Source organism: Agrobacterium sp. ES01 (assembly GCF_050320885.1).
In the GTDB taxonomy this organism is placed as follows: domain Bacteria; phylum Pseudomonadota; class Alphaproteobacteria; order Rhizobiales; family Rhizobiaceae; genus Allorhizobium.
In genome coordinates, this window is record NZ_JBNQTH010000002.1 from 295,639 (window position 1) to 314,299 (window position 18,661).

Below are 18,661 nucleotides of genomic sequence, written 5' to 3' on the forward strand. Positions count from 1 at the left end.
GGATATTCCCCGAATCCCCTCGATTTGCAACCGGCGCCCGGAGTGTTTGACAAAATTCATTGCCGGAAATCGTCAATCTGTCACTTGGCTGCGCCAATTGGGCCCATGGCATTGGACCGCAAAAACGCGTATTCAGATGCAAACATTCGGGATATTCGCCATGAGCCAGTTTGAAATCGTCGTCATCGGTGCCGGCCTTGCCGGCTCCATCGCAGCCATTGCCCTTGCCCGCGGCGGGCGAAAGGTCGCGATCGTCGCACCGAAGCGCAAGGCCAGCGATCAGCGCACGACAGCATTGATGGACCAGTCGATCCGTTTCCTCGATCGCCTTGGCTTGTGGGACGATATCAAGCCATCGGCGTCGCGGCTTTCGACCATGCAGATCATCGACGGCACGAAGCGCCTGTTTCGCGCTCCCCCGGTGGCTTTCCGCTCAAGCGAAATCGGTCTCGACGCCTTTGGCTACAACATTCCCAATGAGCCCCTGTTGGCTGCGCTGGAAAAAGCGATTGCGGCGGAAGCCAATATCACCGTCATTGGCGATGCCGCTGACGATATCCATATCGACGCCGACAACGTCACCGTGACATTCTCCGGAGGCAAGACACTGGAAGCTAGTTTCGTCATTGGCGCGGACGGCAAAAATTCCGTGACACGAAAGAGCGCCGGTATCGACGTCAAGACCTGGTCCTATCCCCAGACGGCACTGGTCATGAACTTCACCCATTCACGTCCGCACCAAAACACCTCGACCGAATTTCACACCGATTCCGGCCCCTTTACCCAGGTTCCTCTGTCGGGCGATCGTTCCAGCCTCGTCTGGGTCTGCAGACCGCGGGACGCAGAAACAATGACGGCGCTGCCATTGGAAGAATTGAGCAGGCTGGTCGAGCAACGTTCGGAATCGATCCTCGGCAAGGTCGAGGTGGAAGACAGTGTCCAGGCCTGGCCGCTATCCGGCATGACGGCAACGCGCTATGGTGCGGGGCGCTGTGCGCTGATTGGCGAGGCGGCCCACGCCTTCCCGCCCATCGGTGCCCAGGGGTTGAACCTGTCATTGCGCGATGTCGCGGCGCTGGAAGACCTGCTTTGCCGCAATACCGGGCAGCCGATTGATCCGCGCGCGGGAGACAGTTTCGATCGCCGCCGCAAGGTGGATGTGTTGAGCCGGACCGCAAGTGTCGATCTTCTCAACCGCTCGCTGCTGAGCGGCCTGTTGCCCGTGCAGATGATGCGCGCTGCAGGTCTGCACCTGTTGTCAGGCATTGCACCACTACGCCAGATGATGATGCGCGAAGGTGTCGCCCCCGGCATGGCACTGCGTGAATTTCCGTCAGTTCTGAAGGAAAAGGTCCGCCGGCAATAGACCCGACGTGATCAGATAAAGAAGGCCTGATACCGTCAATACCGACAGGACTGTGGTGATCAGGATCGTTGCCGAGGCACGCTCCTGCCACACACCGTATTGCTGTCCGATCACGAATACATTGGTGGCCGTCGGCAGCGACGCCAGCAACACGGCGGTATAGACCCATAGCGGCTCGAAATCGCCGACAAGGCTCAACACCACATAGACCAGCACGGGATGCAGGATCAGCTTGATCGGCACGATATAACCGAGTTCGACCGGAACGCGCTTCAACGGCCTGAGTGCCAGTGTCACGCCCATGGCAAACAGCGCGCAAGGCGCTGCTGCCTGCGCCAGATAATCGATCAGGCGCTGGAGCGGCAATGGCGGCTGAAACTGGAATGCGGCAGCGAGGAAGCCCACGGCTGTCGCCACGATGAAGGGATGATAGGCGATCTTCTTGACCACATCGAGCGCCACCTTCGAGCGCGGACGCTCATCGCCGCCGGCTGCCGCCATCATGGCTGGCGCCACCATGAAATGCAGGGCATTCTCGAAACAGAAGATCAGCGCCACCGGAACGGCCGCCGCCTCCCCGAACGCCAGAAGGGCAAGCCCCGGCCCCATATAGCCGATATTGCCATAGGCTCCCGCCAAGGCCTGTACCGTACAGTCTTTCAGGCTGCTTTGCCTGATATAGCGGCCGATCAGGAAGACCAGCAGGAAAATGCCATAGGTCGCCGCCAGATCCGCCGCGATGAAATCGACGCGGGTGAGTTCATGCATCGGTGTGCGTGACACAAGCTTGAAGAACAGCGCCGGTAGCGAAATGTAGACAATGAAGAAATTGAGCCAGCCAAGCGCCTCTGCCGGCTGGTGGGCAAGCTTGCAGGCGACATAGCCGATCAGGATCAAACCGAAGAACGGCAGAACCAGTCCGATGATATCCGCCATGTTCCCTCCTGCGACCGCTTGCGCGCAGCGAACAGCTATGCCGCGCTTTCGATTACAGCAATGAAGCGGTTTCAAAGGTCAGGCAAGGTCGCCTTGCGCTAAAATGGTTCGCCGAGTTTTCGGCACTCAGCCGATCTGGCTGAGCACAGGAAAGGTCTGCTGAAACCAGATCGCAAGCGAACTCACATAGCCGAAAATGAAAGCAAGACCTGTGAGCACCAGGAAAGCGCCCATGGCCTTTTCCACGAGACCCAGATGGCGGCGGAAACGACCGAGGAACCGCATGAAGGCGCCAGAGAAGGCAGCGGCGATCCAGAACGGAACGGCAAGGCCCAGCGAATAGATCGCAAGCAGCATGGCGCCGTCGCCGACCGTGTCACGCGATGCGGCGATACCGAGAATTGCCCCGAGCACCGGACCGATACAAGGCGTCCATCCGAAGGCAAAGGCAAGGCCCATGATATAGGCGCCGGAAAGGGTTGCCGGCTTGCCGCCGCCCTGGAAACGCATTTCGCTCGACAGCATTCCGATGCGGAAAACGCCGAGGAAGTTCAGACCCATGACAATGATGATCAACCCGCCGATCTTGGCCAGAAGATCGATATGCTGGCGCAGCATCACGCCGATGGTGGAGGCCCCCGCCCCAAGTCCCACGAAAACCGTGGAAAAACCGAGTGTGAAGGCAAGGGCTGCCAGCATCACGGCACGGCGCGCATCCGGCGATGCCTTGACCTCACCGTCACGGAACTGATCGACGGAAATGCCGGCCATATAACAAAGATAAGGCGGCACCAGAGGCAGCACGCAAGGCGACAGGAATGAGATCGTTCCGGCGAGCAAGGCGCTCAAAAGGGATATTTCTGCAATCGACAAGGCTTTGACCACTTCAGCTTTTCGAGGCTCTCTTAACGGCCTGGCGTGTCACTTGCCAATCACCTTTGCGAATGCCGCGGCAATCGGTCCCAATTTCATGCAAATAGCTGAATTTTCTGGGTTGACCCGACGGGGTCGCCTGCATATGTTCCGCCCACTTCCTGACCGGCCCGGCCGGTACCGTGGGAGAGCGTAGCTCAGCCGGTAGAGCAACTGACTTTTAATCAGTAGGTCCAGGGTTCGAACCCCTGCGCTCTCACCACCTTCAAGATAACCGTCCTTCAGCACATTCAGTAAACCGGCCCGCTGGGACAAGCCCAACGACCGCGTTGCAGACACGATTCGTCTCATCCACCCGACGCGAGCGGATTGAGGCGACCATTTGCGATGCTGTAGGGGACGAGCCGGCGCGAGGTGCTGCCGTCTCCGTTGAACTGGAAACGCCCGGTCAGACCCTTGAAGCCCGACTTCGACAGGAGCGTCTTCATCTCCAGCCCCTTTTCGCCCTTGGCTCTGATCAGCCCAGACGCAAGAGCAACAATGTCGTAGCCATAGGCTGCCTGATCCGAAACGGGGCGCTTGTAGTGCCGGCTATAGCGGTCGGCAATCAGCGCCAGATCTTCCTTGTCATAGGTCACGACGAGAACGCCCTTGGCCGCAGGTGCCGAATAGCTCGTCTCCGGCCAACCGCTGGTACCGACAAAGGCCATGGCCTTGGTGGCGTCCTCCGCCTTCAACGCCGATACCACATTGACGGTTGCCATGGTGTTGCCGGCAATCAGGGCGACGCCTGCCTGGCCGAGCTTGTCCTTCATCGCTTTGACTTGTTCCAGCACGCCTGCGCCATTGGTATTGAAGCGTGTCGTGCCGACGATCTTGCCGCCAACCTTGCCTACCGCTGCCGAGACCTGGCTCTCAAAGTCGGCGGGATAATTTTGTTGTACAAAGAGCAGGAAGTTGGTCGTGCCCCCCGCGATGGCGACGCTTGCGCCCTGGACAATGCTGTCGGTCTCGTCGACCTCAAAATTGAAGATGCCGCCACCACCGGTGGATACTGCCGGGCCAAGATTGATCAACAATGGCCTCTTGGACGGCACTACAGCCGTGATGCCCTTGGTGATGGCAGGAGCAGCGTAACTGACCAACAGGGCAGACTTGCGCTCCGATGCACTGGCAACAGCCGCGCTGAGATTGCTGGCGTCGGCTTCGATCGGCACCACTTTGACATGCACCTGATCTCCACCAAGTTCCCCCAGCGCGAGTTCTGCCCCATCGCGAACGTCACGCGCGGCACCCTCGAAATAGCCTTCCCCGCCCTTTTCCAGAAGCAGTGTGATCTCCGTTCCCTTGCTGCCGAACTGTTCCTCAACGGCAGTGGAACTTGGTGGGGCAACGTCATTGGTCACTCCGGAATTTTCGAGTCCGGACTGGCAAGAAGCAAGGAGGAGAGACAAAGCGACGAGACCGAAAGAGGATCGCGCGCGGTGAATATTGGTCGGCATTGGCTGACGCAAGCGTGTCAACAACTGCCCCCGGACGATGCGAATTGGTTCTTTTGCCAATGTGCCGACCGCAATCTGGTCGATGAAAGAATTGAAAAACTTGGTCTGGCGCATTTTGCAATACATCTCTTCACAACTGGTCGACGTTCGCTCACTGCGTGCAATTGATAAACCATTAAAAATTTCTTTCAATCCCCTTTTCCATTTTAGCAATTGTCTTAAAGAGAATTTACCCAAGTTAAAAAACCTTAAGTTATCGAATTGCCGATAGATTGCTCCCAAGGCTGGAGTAAATATCGCCATGAAGAAAAGTATTAAACAGGTATCGACCGCACTTTTGTGTGTATTTGCTTTAGGATTGCCGACACGGTCGGCGAATGCGATGCAGGTAAACGGATACACTGCATTTTATTCAATTGTTAGTTCGGCAATGTCGCCCGTACTTCTAAGCTCTTTCTCGGCTCAATCGCTGATGACGCGCAGCAGCGCAGCCTTTGACGGCGCTGTGTCCTTCCTGCGCGAGAAAGCCTCCGCCGTTGCGGTATCGGCAATGGCGCCGCAGACCGACCTTTCAACCGTCGACCTGGCTTACATCCCGACACCGATTTCGAAGCCGACAGCACCTGCGCTGCGCAAGTCATCCCCGATGCAACGCCGTGAGGCCGTATTCGGCAGCGTCGCCTTTTCGTTGAAACGCCTGGCGGCGTCGCAAAGCCTCGCGCCATCCCTGGCCGAGATCGAAACCGGCGGCTTCCTCGATTGCAAGACGAACTGCACGGCCGCCCAAAAGCGCCTGTCGGCCGCCATTGCAGAGACCGCTCAGGCGTCGATACGCGACAAGCTGAACCGCATCAACCGCGTCATCAACAACAGCATTGGCTATACGCGCGATATCGATCTTTACAATGTGACCGACCGTTGGGCCAAGCCTAGCGAAACGCTCAGCCGCCAGCGTGGCGATTGCGAGGACTATGCGATCCTCAAGATGGCTGCCCTCAATGCTGCAGGCCTGTCCATGAAAGATATGGGCGTGGTCGTGCTCTTTGACCAGCGTCGCCGGGTCTATCATGCCGTCCTGTCTGTCGCTGTTGCTGACAACTACTTCATTCTCGACAATGTTCGCGATGCAGTCCTTGTCGACAAGAAATTGCCCGATTACATGCCGCTGTTTTCCATGGTGGATGGAAAGGCCTTTTTCCATGGCACGCGTGTGGGTACCAAGAGCAAGCTGACAGCCAAGCTGCTGCCCCTTGAAAAAGTAGCGCCAGGCGAAGGTCCTGAAGGTCTGTGAGATTTCACGGGCTGCAGCCCAATCGCTAGAATTCCGCGACATATCCGATCAGCCGGGACTTCAGCCGATCAGGGGCCGGCGCGACATGGATCTTGCCGCGCATGACTTTCAAATTGATCGCGATCGAAAATCCGGTCTTGATGATCCCGCCCCTGCCCGCGTTCAATTTCTCCAGCACTTCATCGAGATGAGCATCGATCTGGAAGCGCAGATTGCGGCCAAGATCGGCTGGATGCTCCACCGAAAAGCGATTGCGCAGCATCCCGATAAACGGATCGTTGAACAGCAGGATCTTCTTTTCCCGCGACATGATGACTGTCGGAACCGGGGAGGCATGAACGATGGCGCTCAGGCTTTGCAGCGAGGCGCTCTCCTCCAGAGCTTCGCTGCGCTGCAGCAGCCATTTGAGAGACAGAACGCGCAGCAGTGAGGCAAGATTGCCGGCATCCGGATAGCGCGCCGCAGCCGTATCCACGAGATCCACCATGGATAGCCCGGAATCCTTGGACATATGCGCGAGCGCATCCCAATACACCCGTTCGAGCCTTATGCCGCGCCGCTCTCGCGATCCTCCACCGACCGCACGAAAGTGCGGTTCGAAATCATGGCTATCGATGAGGGGAAGCACATCCGTCGCAACATCGCTGTGTCGGGGACTAGAACCCTGCAGAAGAGAAGGCTTTCGCTGTGCCATCTCAACGCTCCGTCAGCGCTTCGGATCGGGCCTTGTTGATGGGCTTGAGCAGGTAACTCATGACCGTTTTCTGGCCGGTCATGATCTCGACAGTGGCGACCATGCCGGGAATGATCGAATAGAGCTTGCCGTTTTTCTCCAGGTCGGAACGATCTGTTTTCACCTGAACCAGGTAGTAGGTCTCGCCCTTTTCCTTCTCGACCAGGCTGTCGGCAGAAATATTGACCACCTCACCCTCAAGACCGCCGAAAATGGAGAAATCATAGGCGGTCACCTTGACCAGCGCGGGCTGGCCAGGACGCACAAAAGCAACATCGCGCGGCGAAATCTTCGCCTCGATCAACAACGTATCGGCAGTCGGTACGACCCCGGCCACAACCGCACCCGGCTCGACATAACCGCCGATCGTATTCACCTCGAGCGTATTGACGATACCATCGACGGGCGAACGGATGTCTGTGCGCTTGACGCGGTCCGAGGCGCCACGGATCGTCTCGTCGACCACCGAAAGTTCCGCCAGTGCCTGGGCCTTGTCGGCCAAGGCCTGCTGTTGCAATTGCAGCGCTGCTTCCTTTGACAGCAGCTTGGCTTCGGCGATCGCGCCCTCAAGCCGCGCAATACTTTCATGATAGACCTTGAGCTCGCCTTCGATATCGGTTTTTTCACGCTGATATCTGAGGATCTCGCTTTCCGCGATCAGTTTCTTTTTGGCAAGCGGCTCGTAGAGCTTGATCTGCTTCTTGGCCCCTTCGAGATTGGCACTGAGCCGCTCGATATTGGCGCGCGCCTCGGCAAGCTCCGTTTCGCGCTGCTTCACGCGTTCCGCAAGAACATTGATCTTGTTGTGATAGGCCGCACGATCGGCTTCCATCAACCGCGATTCATTGGCGCAAACCTGTTCCGCCACCTGCAGTATGTCCGCCGGACAGACGAATTCCGCCTCGTAGTTCCCGGTTTCTTCAAGCGACAGGCGCGCAACCTTGGCGCCGAGCGCCCGCGCCCGCGCCACGGCTTCACCCAGCGATGATTCTGTCGTGGTATTGCCGATCTGGACAAGCAGGTCGCCCTTGCGAACCACCTGGCCGAGTTTGACGGCAATCTGCTGCACCACGCCCGGTTCGGACGTCTGGATGATCTGGGTCTTGGACACCGGGATGACCTTGCCCTCACCGCGCGCAATCTCTTCGATTTCCGTCGCCGAGGCCCAGCCGATAAATGTCAGGATGAACAGTGCCACGATGATCAGAATGGCGCGTGCAAAGAACGGAGGGTTGTCATTGTCGCTTGCCCTCATGGCTGCGCTCCCTTGCCACTGCGCTGCATCGCCTCGATCACGGTCGCCTTGGGGCCATCAGCCACAATGCGTCCCTTGTCGATCACCACGAGCCTGTCCACCAGATCCAGCATGCTGTGGCGGTGCGTCGCAATCACCAGCGTCGTGCCACCGCTGAAGGCTGTTCTGAGCCGTGCGATCAGATGCCGCTCGCTGGCCAGATCCATCGCGCCCGACGGTTCGTCGAGAAAGACGATTTTCGGTTTGGAGAGCAGCAGTCGCGCGATGGTCAAGGACTGCTTCTGCCCGGTCGAAAGATTGCTGCCGCGCTCTCCGACCGGCATATCGAATCCGCGCGGGTGGTTGGCCACGAACTGATCGGCCCCGGTCATCCGGCAAACCTCCAGCAATTCCTCATCGGTTGCGTCGGCGCGCCCGAGAAGAAGATTTTCCTTCACAGTGCCGGAAAACAGATCCGAGGACTGACCAGCAATAGCCACAGCTGCTCGAATTTCCGCCATATGATATTGGCGGATATCGACCCCATCGACCAGCAAGCGGCCCTCATTGGCAATATACAGCCCATCCAGGAGACGACCGAGGGTCGTCTTTCCCGAACCGATCCGGCCGATGATGCCGACCTTTTCACCGGGTGACACAGACAGAGACAGCTTGTCGAGCACGGCATAGTCGGAACCGGGATAGCAGAAACTCACATTCTCGAAGCTGAAACGCCCCTGTCTGACCTCGCGATTGACGAAACCGACGCTTGAGGGACGGTCCTCTTCCTGCTCCATGATATTATTGAGGATGCGCAGCGACAATGTTGCCTGACGGAACCGCGCCAGGGTCATCGCGATCTGGCCAAGGGGCGCCCCTGCCCGGCTGGACAACATCACGGTCGCAATGATCGCACCCATGGCGATATGGCCCTCGGAGAACGAATAGGCGCCTCCGATCACCACGCAGACGGAGACCATCTGCTGGATAAAGGCCGTGATATGCGAGGCATTGGCTGAAATATGCTTGATCTTCTCGCTGGTCCGGCTGGAGTTCTTGGTCAACTCGTGCCAGCGACGCTGCATCGTGGCTTCCGCACGCAGGCCCTTCAGCGTCTCGATCGTGGAAATCGTCTCTACCAGCAGCGATTGACGGCGTGACGCCTCATTGGCCGCAGTCGCCATGCTCTTTCCGATCTTGTGCTGCGCATAAAGCCCAACGCAGACGGTGATCACGAATGCCACAGCGGGGAAAACCACCAGCCATCCGCTGATGATGAAGATGACGAACAGAAAAATGAAGACAAAAGCACTGTCGATCAGAACGCCAATAGTATTGGACGTGAAGAATTCACGCACAAATTCGTATTGGGTAACGCGGCTTGCATATTCGCCAGTCGACATGGGCCGAGATGCCAGATTGGTATTCAGAACCTTGTCGAAGATCAGTTGCGAGATGCGAAGATCCGCTTTGCGCCCAGCATAATCGATCAGTTCGGCGCGGGCGGTTTTCAAAAGAAAATCGAAAACATAGGCAAGGCCAACGCCGATGGCCAGCACCCAAAGCGTCGGGATCGCCTTGTTGGGCAAAACCCGATCGTAAACATTCATGGTGAAAAGCGGCGATGCCAGCGCGATCACATTGATGAACAAGGCCGCCGCAACAACGCGCAGATAGGTCCGCCAATAGGGAATAAGGGCCGTGGTGAGCCAGTGACGCTTTTCGATCTCGCCTGCAGTACCAACCAGCGCTTCTTCGCTGTCATTGGCGTAATACATGGAGAAGGCGAAACCCATAACCGGCTTCAGCCTCTGGAACTGCTCACGGCTGATCTGCCGCTGCTGATTGCTCGGCTCGAAAAGGTCCACCGTATAGTTGCTGCCGTCCCAGCCATAGACGATGATGCATCGTCCGGTCTCCGTGACCAGAACCGCCGGGCAATCGAAGTTTCCGCGCCGGCAATCGCCTTCGCTCTTCTTGTCGACCTGAAGCCCGATGCGTTCGGACATGCGTTCGACGTCATTCTCTTCCATGGAATCGATGACATCGTCAGGAAAGCCTGAAAACAGCACCGTCTCGGATGTCGGACGTCCGAAATAGGCGGCAATCGCTTTGAATGCCGCCCTGAACGATCCCGTCGTGCCAATCCGAGACTTGTCGACTACCTCCCCGTCCATACCCCCTGTCCTGTCTGGTTCTACTGCCTGATCGGTGCCAGGAGATCGAAGGGCATGTCAGCGCTTTGATGCGACTCGACTTCAACATAGTTTGGATTGGCAGGCGTGGCCGGTACCGCAAATTCCTTGCGGGCATAGGCATTTGCCTGGGTAACCGCAGCGCCGCCGAATGTGGAGGTCAACTGCCCGGTGGCGGCAAGGATCTTGTATTCGGCAAACATCGCCACGAACTTGGCCGTCTGCGCCAGTACACTTGTGTTGAAGCGTGTGTTCTGGGCGTCCAGCACATCCAGAAGCGAGCGCTCGCCGACAGTGAACTGCTGGCGATAGGACGACACCAGCTCGGCATTGGTTCCCGACTGACGGCCGAGCGTAGCGGCCAATGCGCTGCGGTTGACCCGTTCATTCCAGGCAGAACGCACCGACTCCTCGACTTCGCGATGCGAGTCGTAAAGGGCCATGCGCATTTCACTGGCGCGACGGATCTGTTCCTGTTCGCGCGCTGTATCGATACCGCCGCGATAAAGGTTCCAGCGCGCCACCACGCGGGCCTGGAAATCGTTGGTATTGCCGGAATCGCCGCCATAATCATTTCCGGTCAGGGCGCTGACTTCCAGATTGACCTTTGGCAGATACGCCGCGCGTGCACCACGGACCTGTGCATCGGCTGCATCGATGTCGGAGGTTGCTGCGGAAATCCGCGGATTGCCGTTCTTGGCGATGAAAATCGCGTCATCCAGCGTGCGCGGCAGATATTTGGCGATGGACTGCGGCGCGGTCGCCTTGCCGATCGGCTCGCCCACAACACGCAGGAAGCGGATCTTGGTCAGCTCCAGTTCTTCCAAAGCCTCCTGTAACCGGGCCTTGGAGGCTTCCAGACGTTCCCGTCCCTGCAACCGGTCGGCGTCGGTGAGCGTGCCGCCCTTGATGCTGGTATCGATGTCGCCCAGAATCTGCTGGTGGAACCCGCTGTTCTGCTTTGCGGCACCGACAATCTGCGCTTGCAGCAGATATTCGAGATAGGCCTGCGCTGCTTCCAGCGCCAGCGCTTCGGAGCGCTCCTGAACCCGGAAGGACGCACCATCGACACGCGATGCCTGACGCTCGACTTCAGAACGGCGCTCGCCGCCATCAAACAGCGTCTGCGTAATGGTCAAGCTGACATCCGATGGCGAGAGATAGTCGCGATCCGATGTCAGGCTGCCGGAGCTCGGACTGGCCAACCGGCGGCGGCCGATGCCGCTTTCAAGGTCGATCGATGGCATGTAAAGGCCGCGGGCCTGGCGAAGTTCGAATTCGATCGCCTCGCGGTTCTTCGCTGCCTGCTGAATTTGTGGGTTGGTATCCAGTGTTTTCTGGATTGCCTCTTGAAGAGACATACTGTTGGCATCCACCACCATGGACAAACACATGGCCGTCGATGCGGTCAAGGTTGCGAAAATCTTGGCTTTAATACCCACTGTATCCCCCGAGTGAAATCTATCGAATGCGCCAAAAATTATGTTTCATAATATTTTGTCGCACGAAGTCGAATTATTTTATACGCACACCAACTAAATCTTGGATTGTAAATTCCTTGTCTTATGCGTGCGTATCGCCCCACGCACCTATCAACAACGAAGGCAAACAATCAAGAATAAAGTCTGCTCGACGAATGAATAACGTGAGCAAGGTTACCACGTTAGACTTTTTTAGGCCAAAACGACTTGTTCCGGCGATGTCATATTGAAATGTGGCGCGTTTGCCACAGATTCGCCCCGGAATTGTCTCCGGGGCGAACTGGCGTCAAATACTAGCTATGGTTGACATCGATGCTGTTGTGATCGTCATCGAAGAGCACGCGGACCAGTTCCGTATGATTCTCCAGAACCGCCACATCATGCCAGTTGCCTTCGCCGCCGACGCTGACAACGGTATCCGCGCCGTCAACCGTGGTCTTGACCAGACTAGAAACATCACCTTCAACGGCCTCGTGTCCCAGAATGTTGTCCAGCAAGGCTGAGATATCGAGAGCATCACCATCAGCTGTCTTGAAGTCGGTGATGATATCGGCCACCTCGAGGCCGTTTAGCGCCGTCGCGTCAAAGACGAAAGTGTCAGCGCCATCACCACCGGTCAGGGTGTCGAAGCCGAGGCCACCGAACAGGATATCGTTTCCTGCCCCACCATTGAGGAAGTCATCACCGTCATTGCCGATCAGAATGTCGTCACCACCCAGGCCATTCAGCACGAAGCCCGCGTCAGTGGCACTGATCGTTTCAACACCCGGCGCAGCCTGATCTGTTGGCAGTGAGCCATCCTGCACTTTGGTTGTATCACCCTGCCTGTCATTCGATGTCGAGGTCCCAGTGATGGCACCCGGATCGAACGTAGTATTGATCGTGAATGTGTTTTCGCCCGAATTGTAGCTTGCGGTCACACCCGCGACCAGATTCAGCTTAGTCACAAGATTATTTGCGGCGCTGTCGAACCGATCTCCATCATTGGACCCACTTGTATAGGTGGATGAATAGGGTGTTCCATCAATCGTGATCGCGATATTCTCGCTGCTACCGTTACCGAAGCTGTTGATATTCGGACGAAAATCGACAGTTCTAATCCACGGGATACCGGAATCCGCGCTATTGTCTGTCTCAGCCGAGATCGAAAATCCATTTGCCGAACCCGGATCGCTGACCAGCGTCACTGCATTTCCGCTCAGATTGTCCGCCCACTCCACGCCCTTGTCTTCCAGGCTTTCAGCGAGAGTGACACCGCTGACGCTGACGTCCTTGAGTGCATCATAGACATTCTCTCCCGTTCGGGCACTTGCGAGAACGGTGTGACTATAGACAACGCCGTCAACCGTTACCGACACCACATCTCCGGCATCGTAGCTGGATGCGAAGCGGAGTGTTGTGGTTTGCGGTTCGCCGGGGTCTCCCACGGCTGCCTGGCTCGTGTCTACGCTGAGGTTGCCTTGGTTGGAGGGATTGGAGCCAGTCTGTGTCTGGACAATTTCTCTGGCAAATAGGTAACCCGACTGACCTGTGATCGTCGCGGCAAATGTGGTCTGGATCGTGAACGTGTTGCTAGCGGAGTCAAATGATGCGCTAACACCCGTCGCAGCGTTCAACTTAGACAGAAGACTATCTGCGGCGCTATCAAGATAGTCATTCCCATCATAATAATAATGACCCGAAATACTATCTTGCGCCCAATAGGTCTGGCCATTGATGGTGATGGATAGGATTGCATCGTTATACATCCCGGATCCATCGTTCCAGAAATCTACCGTCGTGACCCAAGGTGTGCCAACATCAGCGCCGTTGTTAACATTCGCAGAAATCGCGAATGCATTCTCTGCACCTGGATCACTGGTCAGGGTCACAGCATTGCCGGTCAGATTGTCTGCCCATGCCACGCCCTTGGCATCCAGGCTGGCAGCGAGGGTGATACCGCCCATGGATACCCCCTTGAGCGCATCATAGACGTCTTCCGCGCTGCGTGCATTCGCCTGAACGGTATGGGAGTAGACCACTCCATCCACCGTGATGGAAACCACGTCACCAGCATCGTAGCCACCGGCATTGAAGCCGATTGTCGTGATCTGAGGCTGAGGCGCAATAACCGGTCTAGCGACGATGATGTCGTTTCCATTCGTGCCGTCCAGATCTCCAACGATGTCCTGGGAGACCGTTACGGAGCCTGTTCCTGTCAAATCGCCGTCAGAGACCGTGTAGTCGAAGCTACCGCCCGCATTGCCGCTGTCGGTGATGGCAACCGAACCCGGTTCTGTCACCAGGCTGGTGGAGAGATCGGAGTCGTTGCTCGTCCCAGTGACATTCAGCGGTCCCTTGTCATCCTCGTCATTCGCGAGAAGCGCCCATTCCGGAACATAGAAAGTAGATCCTACTCCTGCATTGGTGATGACGTGGTCGGCATTGGCCGTGGGAGCAGTGTTCTCAACCAGATCGTTCACCAAGATCGTCCTGGTCGTTACGTAAGTCTCTCCACCCGCATCGGTTGCCTGAACTCGGATGGTATAGCTCGCCTTGGTTTCGTAATCGGCGGAACCAACAAGCCGCAGCTCGTTGCCGACGATCGTGAAAAGAGCATTGTCGGTGTCACCGGTGCCCGAGACCAATTGGAAGCTGTGGGTGTCGCCCGCATCAACGTCGGTGGCGGTCAAGGTGGCGACCACTGCGCCAGCCACATTGTTCTCGTCGATTGAGAGAACATCGGCAACGGCGAGACCGCCATTCGCAACGTCACCAATGAGCTTGAACCCATCGTTCCAGCTTGAGTGCGCGCCCGATTGAGCGAACAATTCCACCAGTTCACCGCCCTCGTGCTCGAAATAGACGAGTTCGATCGTGTGCTCTCCGGCGGTCAGGTAGATCTGCCCGAACCGATCCTGCCCCGGATGGGTCGTGTCATCCAGAATAACCACCTGCCCATCGATCATCAGGCGCACGCCATCATCGGAGTGCGTGCCGAAAGTCCAGGTTCCGCTGGTCGTGATGTTGATCTCGCCGGTCGCACGGACCGCGAATTCATCACCGCCGCCACCGGGGAAGTTCGAACCGCCACCAAAACGGCCGCCTGGACCAAAATTGACCGTCGAAGAGGTGGTTTCCTCCTTGGATGCCTGATTGGTACCGGCCAGAAGAGCATCCGCACTGGCAAGATTGACGATTTCGCCCGACGACCGTGCGAGTTCTATCGAGAAACCGGATGATGCGTTCGGTGACAGGAAGTTGATCGCTGTCGGCGCGTCGTTGGCGCCGGTCACTGTCACCGTCAATGCGCCTTCGTCGGTCAGCCCGGCAAAATCGCGCATCGTGTAGGAGAAGACGTCGGTGGCGGTCTCACCGGCGTCAAGCGCCTGCGTGTCGTCGTCGGCGTCGTTGAGCAGATAGCTGTAGGTGCCATCGGCCTGGATCGTCAGCGTACCGTATGTGCCGACGATCTGCACCGGCGTGTTGCCGACAGGCAGCGGGATGGTCGTGGTGCCGAAGGTGACCGAGACCACGCCCTCGGTGTCGAGGCTGTTGGCGTCGTTGTCATTGGCAAGCACATTGCCCGTCGCAGTCGGGTTTCCGGCCGTCGCGTTCGCCGTGCCGCCTGCTTCAGTCACTGCGGCTGCGTCGTCGCCGGCAACCGGCGCGACATTGACCACTTCACCGACCGGCACCGGACCGCTCGTATCCCCGGCGAAGTCGAACTGCTCGACATTCGTCGTCTGAACGATGACTGCGCCGTCGGAGTTGCGGGTCACTGTATAGGTGTCGCCCATCTGGGTAACGGTGTAGTCGGTCCAGCGCCCGGCGAGCTTAATCGTATCCGTGTCGCCACCTGATACCGGATCGCTGTCATTGATCACCACGCTTGAGCCGGCAAAACCGGTCAGGTCAAAGGTGTCATTGCCGGCACCGCCGTTAATGACGACCGTAGTCGCGGCAATCGCGGAGCCGGTCACGTCGTTCAGGGTCACGGTGTCGCCGCCGGAACCGAGATTGAAGGTTACGCGTTCGATTTCATCGGCGCGAACCGATCCGGCATTGGCACCGTCATAGGTCACCAGAATGTCGGAACTGTCGGTCGCCGGCGTGATCTCGGTTCCATCCGTCGCCAGTCCCAGCGTGAAGTGGCGGGAAACGCCATCACCATTGATCGTCAACACGTCGTAGTTGGGATTGGACGAACCGGTTTCGGTGCCACCGTCGACGATGTCGTTGCCGTCGCCAACAGTGTGGATGATCGTGTCGTTGCCGTCGCCGCCATAGATCTTGTCGTCACCAGCACCACCACGGATGGTGTCGTTGTCGCCTCCGGCATAGATCGTATCATCGCCGGCATCACCATAAATGGTATCCTGACCCCAATCACCACGGATCAGGTCATCACCCTCTCCGCCCCAAATCTCATCATTGCCATTACCGCCGCTGATGTCGTCATCGCCGCCAAGGCCCGAGATCCAGTCATTGTCGTCGCCGCCGGAAATCTTGTCGCCCTGGGCATCCGATCCCTGAAGGAAGTCGTTGCCCTTGCCGCCTTCGATCTCGATCAGTGTGATTTCCGACGTGGTATAGGTCTTCGGCAGAAGAATGACGTCGCTCTCGTCAGTTCCGATGAACTTTTCGATACTGTCGAGCTGCAGGCCGGTACCGGTCTTGGCACGGTCGAAAACAAAACCATTGGCATTGGCGCCCTGTTCGAAGCGCAGGGTATCGACACCCTGTCCGCCATAAACGTCGTCGCTTTCACCCGACAGGCCGCCGATATTCACCTGGCGCGTGTTTCCGTCGCCGAAAGTGACGGTGCGCATGCTGCCATTCCCCACAAGGACGTCTTCGGCGAGATAAAGCGTATCGTCGTCATCGCCGCCATAGAGATCGTCGGCGCCGCTGCCCGCATACAGCGTATCCTCTCCGACGCCGCCTTCGAGCGTGTCGTTGCCGCCATTGCCGATCAGGACGTCATCGCCCTCATTGCCCTTGAGAACATTGGCTTCGGCGCCACCGACCAGAATGTCCGCCGCCTTGCTGCCATAGGCATCATTGACGCCCGCCATGCCGTCGATCCCGACGACGTGAGCGCCGGCACGATCGGTTGCTGTGTCCGCAGCGATGGTCTTGCTGTCATGAGTGACGGAGGCTTCGCTCAGATTAACAATGACGCCGGTGTCTAGATTGCCGTAGTTGATCGACCCGATCTCGCCAGCCGCATCGACGCGCACGGTGACCGTGCCCGAAGCGATATCGTTGTCCGAGTCCTTGGCCGTCACCTCGAAGGTGAGGTCAAGATACTGGCTGGTGCCTGTCGGCGACGTATGGTCGAGCGGTTGCTTCAGTTCGAAGGAGTACGCACCCGTCGCCTGATCGACGGAGACGGTGAAGACGACATTCGGGTCCGAAGCCAGGTTCGCAGCCGCCGGCACGGTGCTGCCGAGATAACCCACCAGAACGGCACCCACCAGGGCGACGTTGACGGTGTGACCATCCGACTTCAGCTCAACCGCACTGTTAGCTTGATCCTTGACAACCACGGACGTGCCCAGTGTCAGCGACTTGTTGGCGCCATTGTCGGCACCCCAGTTGACGCCGGTCGAACCGCTGGCGGTCTTTGTGCCGTCTTCCGACACCGCTCCAGCCACGGCAGTGCCGAAGGTTGGGACGGAGTCTGTGATCGTGATGTGGAGCTGGCCGGACAGCGCGAGCTCGTCCCCGTCGCCGTCCTCAACCGTGACGGCGGAGGAGAGATCGAGGGTGACGCCGTCGACCGGCACGCCGGTGAAGTGGCCGTGGCCGGGATTGACGACCGTCGTGACGCTGCCGCTGGCTCCGAGAAGCTCGACCTTGGTGTTATCAGCCAGATTGCCAACATTGAGGTAGAAGGTCGTATTGGCAGGGATCGTCACGGTATAGTTGGCCGTGCCGTTGTTGTCGGTATCGACGCCCCAGGTAACCTCCGTGCCACCAGAATTGGTGATGCGGATGATATCCTCCCCATTGGTCAGGTCGCCAACGAAATGGATCTTCGGGCCGCTGACCGCCGCAACGCTGATATGCTGGCCAAGGTCGGGCACCTGGCCGACATGATCGATCGGGCCAGACTGCGTGAAGGTGTAGGCACCCGTCTGAGAGTTTACCGTGAAGGTGAAGATCGTGTCGTTTCCAACCTTGGCGTAAAGCGTATCACCAACCACGCTGAAGGTGAGGCTCGAACCATTCGACTTGAGCGACGTCAGCGAGGACGAGAGATTGTCTATCTCGACGCTATACTTGCCAACGCCATCAGCACCGAAGGAGACGAGCGTGGAGAGCGAGCCGGTTGCAGAGGCAAACTCCGTAGCGGACTGCTCAATGATGGCCGTCGTGCCAACCGGGACATCGTCCCTGACCTCAAATTCCACGAGACCGGTCAGCCTCACGCTGTCGCCGTCACCATCGGTTGCCTGGAGAGCCGCACCGAGGCTGATCGTCAGCAGGTTCTCGTCGGAAGTGCCGGCCGTGGTCGGGGCCGCGTGGTCGAGCTGGTCGATGAGTTCGAACTGGTATTTGCCGTCGGCATCGAGCGTCAGCTTGAAGACAACGCGGTCGTTTGCCCCGTAGCCGGTCGTGCCGTCGGTGTTGGCATAGCCGTAGAGAACGCCACCCTTGACCTCATAGCTGAGCGCCATACCCTCGGACTTGAACCCCTGCGCCTGCAGCACAGATGCCGCATCGCTGGTGAAGGAAAAGGCAAGCAAACCATCCGCGCCAGCCTTCACCAGGTGGGCAAACGAACCGTTAATGAACGCCGGGCCTTTGCCGCCCTGACCCGGGCCACCGGACCAGGAACCATCTTTATCGCCGTCATTCGGGCTCGTGCCGATTGCATGGCCGGTCCAGATGTCGTCTTCGTCGATCGTGCGGTTTTCGTTGCCGTTAGCAACGATCACCGGCGCATCGTCGATGACCTTGACGGTGAAGTCGTTTGAGACGGTATCGCCGTCGCTGTCGCGGGCTGTGAAGTTGAAGGTGAAGGACAGGACGTCTTCGTTTGCCGCACCGGATGCATGAACC

Annotated in this window: 10 protein-coding genes and 1 tRNA gene; 3 read left to right on the top strand and 8 right to left on the bottom strand. The window is 58.0% G+C overall.

The annotated features are described in order from the left end of the window. The first annotated feature begins 160 nt into the window (after positions 1-160). A complete protein-coding gene (locus ACQQ2Q_RS09245; protein WP_428186772.1) occupies positions 161-1,366 on the top strand; it encodes a UbiH/UbiF family hydroxylase in 1,206 nt (401 codons plus the stop codon). Here the strand turns inward: ACQQ2Q_RS09245 and ACQQ2Q_RS09250 are convergent. Both ACQQ2Q_RS09250 and ACQQ2Q_RS09255 read right to left on the bottom strand, forming a co-directional pair. After that, positions 1,334-2,302 carry an AEC family transporter gene (locus ACQQ2Q_RS09250; RefSeq protein WP_428186773.1) on the bottom strand — a complete coding sequence of 323 codons (969 nt, stop codon included), beginning with the start codon at positions 2,300-2,302 and terminating at the stop codon, positions 1,334-1,336. The two genes, ACQQ2Q_RS09245 and ACQQ2Q_RS09250, sit on opposite strands and share 33 nt — an antisense overlap. Positions 2,303-2,428: 126 nt before the next feature. Further along, entirely contained in the window at positions 2,429-3,175 is a 747-nt protein-coding gene (locus tag ACQQ2Q_RS09255; protein ID WP_428186774.1) for a cytochrome c biogenesis CcdA family protein, read from the bottom strand. Between the two features lie 186 nt (positions 3,176-3,361). Between ACQQ2Q_RS09255 and ACQQ2Q_RS09260 the strand changes: the two genes are divergently transcribed. Further along, positions 3,362-3,437: transfer RNA gene (locus tag ACQQ2Q_RS09260), tRNA-Lys, on the top strand. An 85-nt stretch (positions 3,438-3,522) separates the two neighbouring features. Here ACQQ2Q_RS09260 and ACQQ2Q_RS09265 read toward each other — a convergent pair. Beyond that, positions 3,523-4,581, bottom strand: a complete 1,059-nt coding sequence (locus tag ACQQ2Q_RS09265) for an ABC transporter substrate-binding protein (RefSeq protein WP_428186775.1) — start codon at positions 4,579-4,581, stop codon at positions 3,523-3,525. 568 nt (positions 4,582-5,149) lie between these two features. Between ACQQ2Q_RS09265 and ACQQ2Q_RS09270 the strand changes: the two genes are divergently transcribed. After that, complete coding sequence (locus ACQQ2Q_RS09270) at positions 5,150-5,968, top strand: transglutaminase-like cysteine peptidase (protein ID WP_428186776.1); 819 nt, start codon at positions 5,150-5,152, stop codon at positions 5,966-5,968. Positions 5,969-5,993: 25 nt separating this feature from the next. On the opposite strand, the gene ACQQ2Q_RS09275 is transcribed toward ACQQ2Q_RS09270, so the two are convergent. From ACQQ2Q_RS09275 to ACQQ2Q_RS09295, 5 genes are all read right to left on the bottom strand, one after another. Continuing rightward, positions 5,994-6,662 carry a ribbon-helix-helix domain-containing protein gene (locus ACQQ2Q_RS09275; protein ID WP_428186777.1) on the bottom strand — a complete coding sequence of 223 codons (669 nt, stop codon included), beginning with the start codon at positions 6,660-6,662 and terminating at the stop codon, positions 5,994-5,996. Position 6,663: 1 nt separating this feature from the next. Continuing rightward, the gene (locus tag ACQQ2Q_RS09280) at positions 6,664-7,956 is read right to left on the bottom strand and encodes an HlyD family type I secretion periplasmic adaptor subunit (RefSeq protein ID WP_428186778.1); all 1,293 of its coding nucleotides are present in this window, start codon (positions 7,954-7,956) and stop codon (positions 6,664-6,666) included. Next, entirely contained in the window at positions 7,953-10,112 is a 2,160-nt protein-coding gene (locus tag ACQQ2Q_RS09285; RefSeq protein WP_428186779.1) for a type I secretion system permease/ATPase, read from the bottom strand. Before ACQQ2Q_RS09285 ends, ACQQ2Q_RS09280 begins: the two co-directional genes overlap by 4 nt. 20 nt (positions 10,113-10,132) lie before the next feature. After that, entirely contained in the window at positions 10,133-11,524 is a 1,392-nt protein-coding gene (locus ACQQ2Q_RS09290; RefSeq protein WP_428186795.1) for a TolC family outer membrane protein, read from the bottom strand. A gap of 380 nt (positions 11,525-11,904) precedes the next feature. Further along, the coding region (locus ACQQ2Q_RS09295; RefSeq protein ID WP_428186780.1) for a DUF5801 repeats-in-toxin domain-containing protein at positions 11,905-18,661 on the bottom strand (6,757 nt) is incomplete at its 5' end.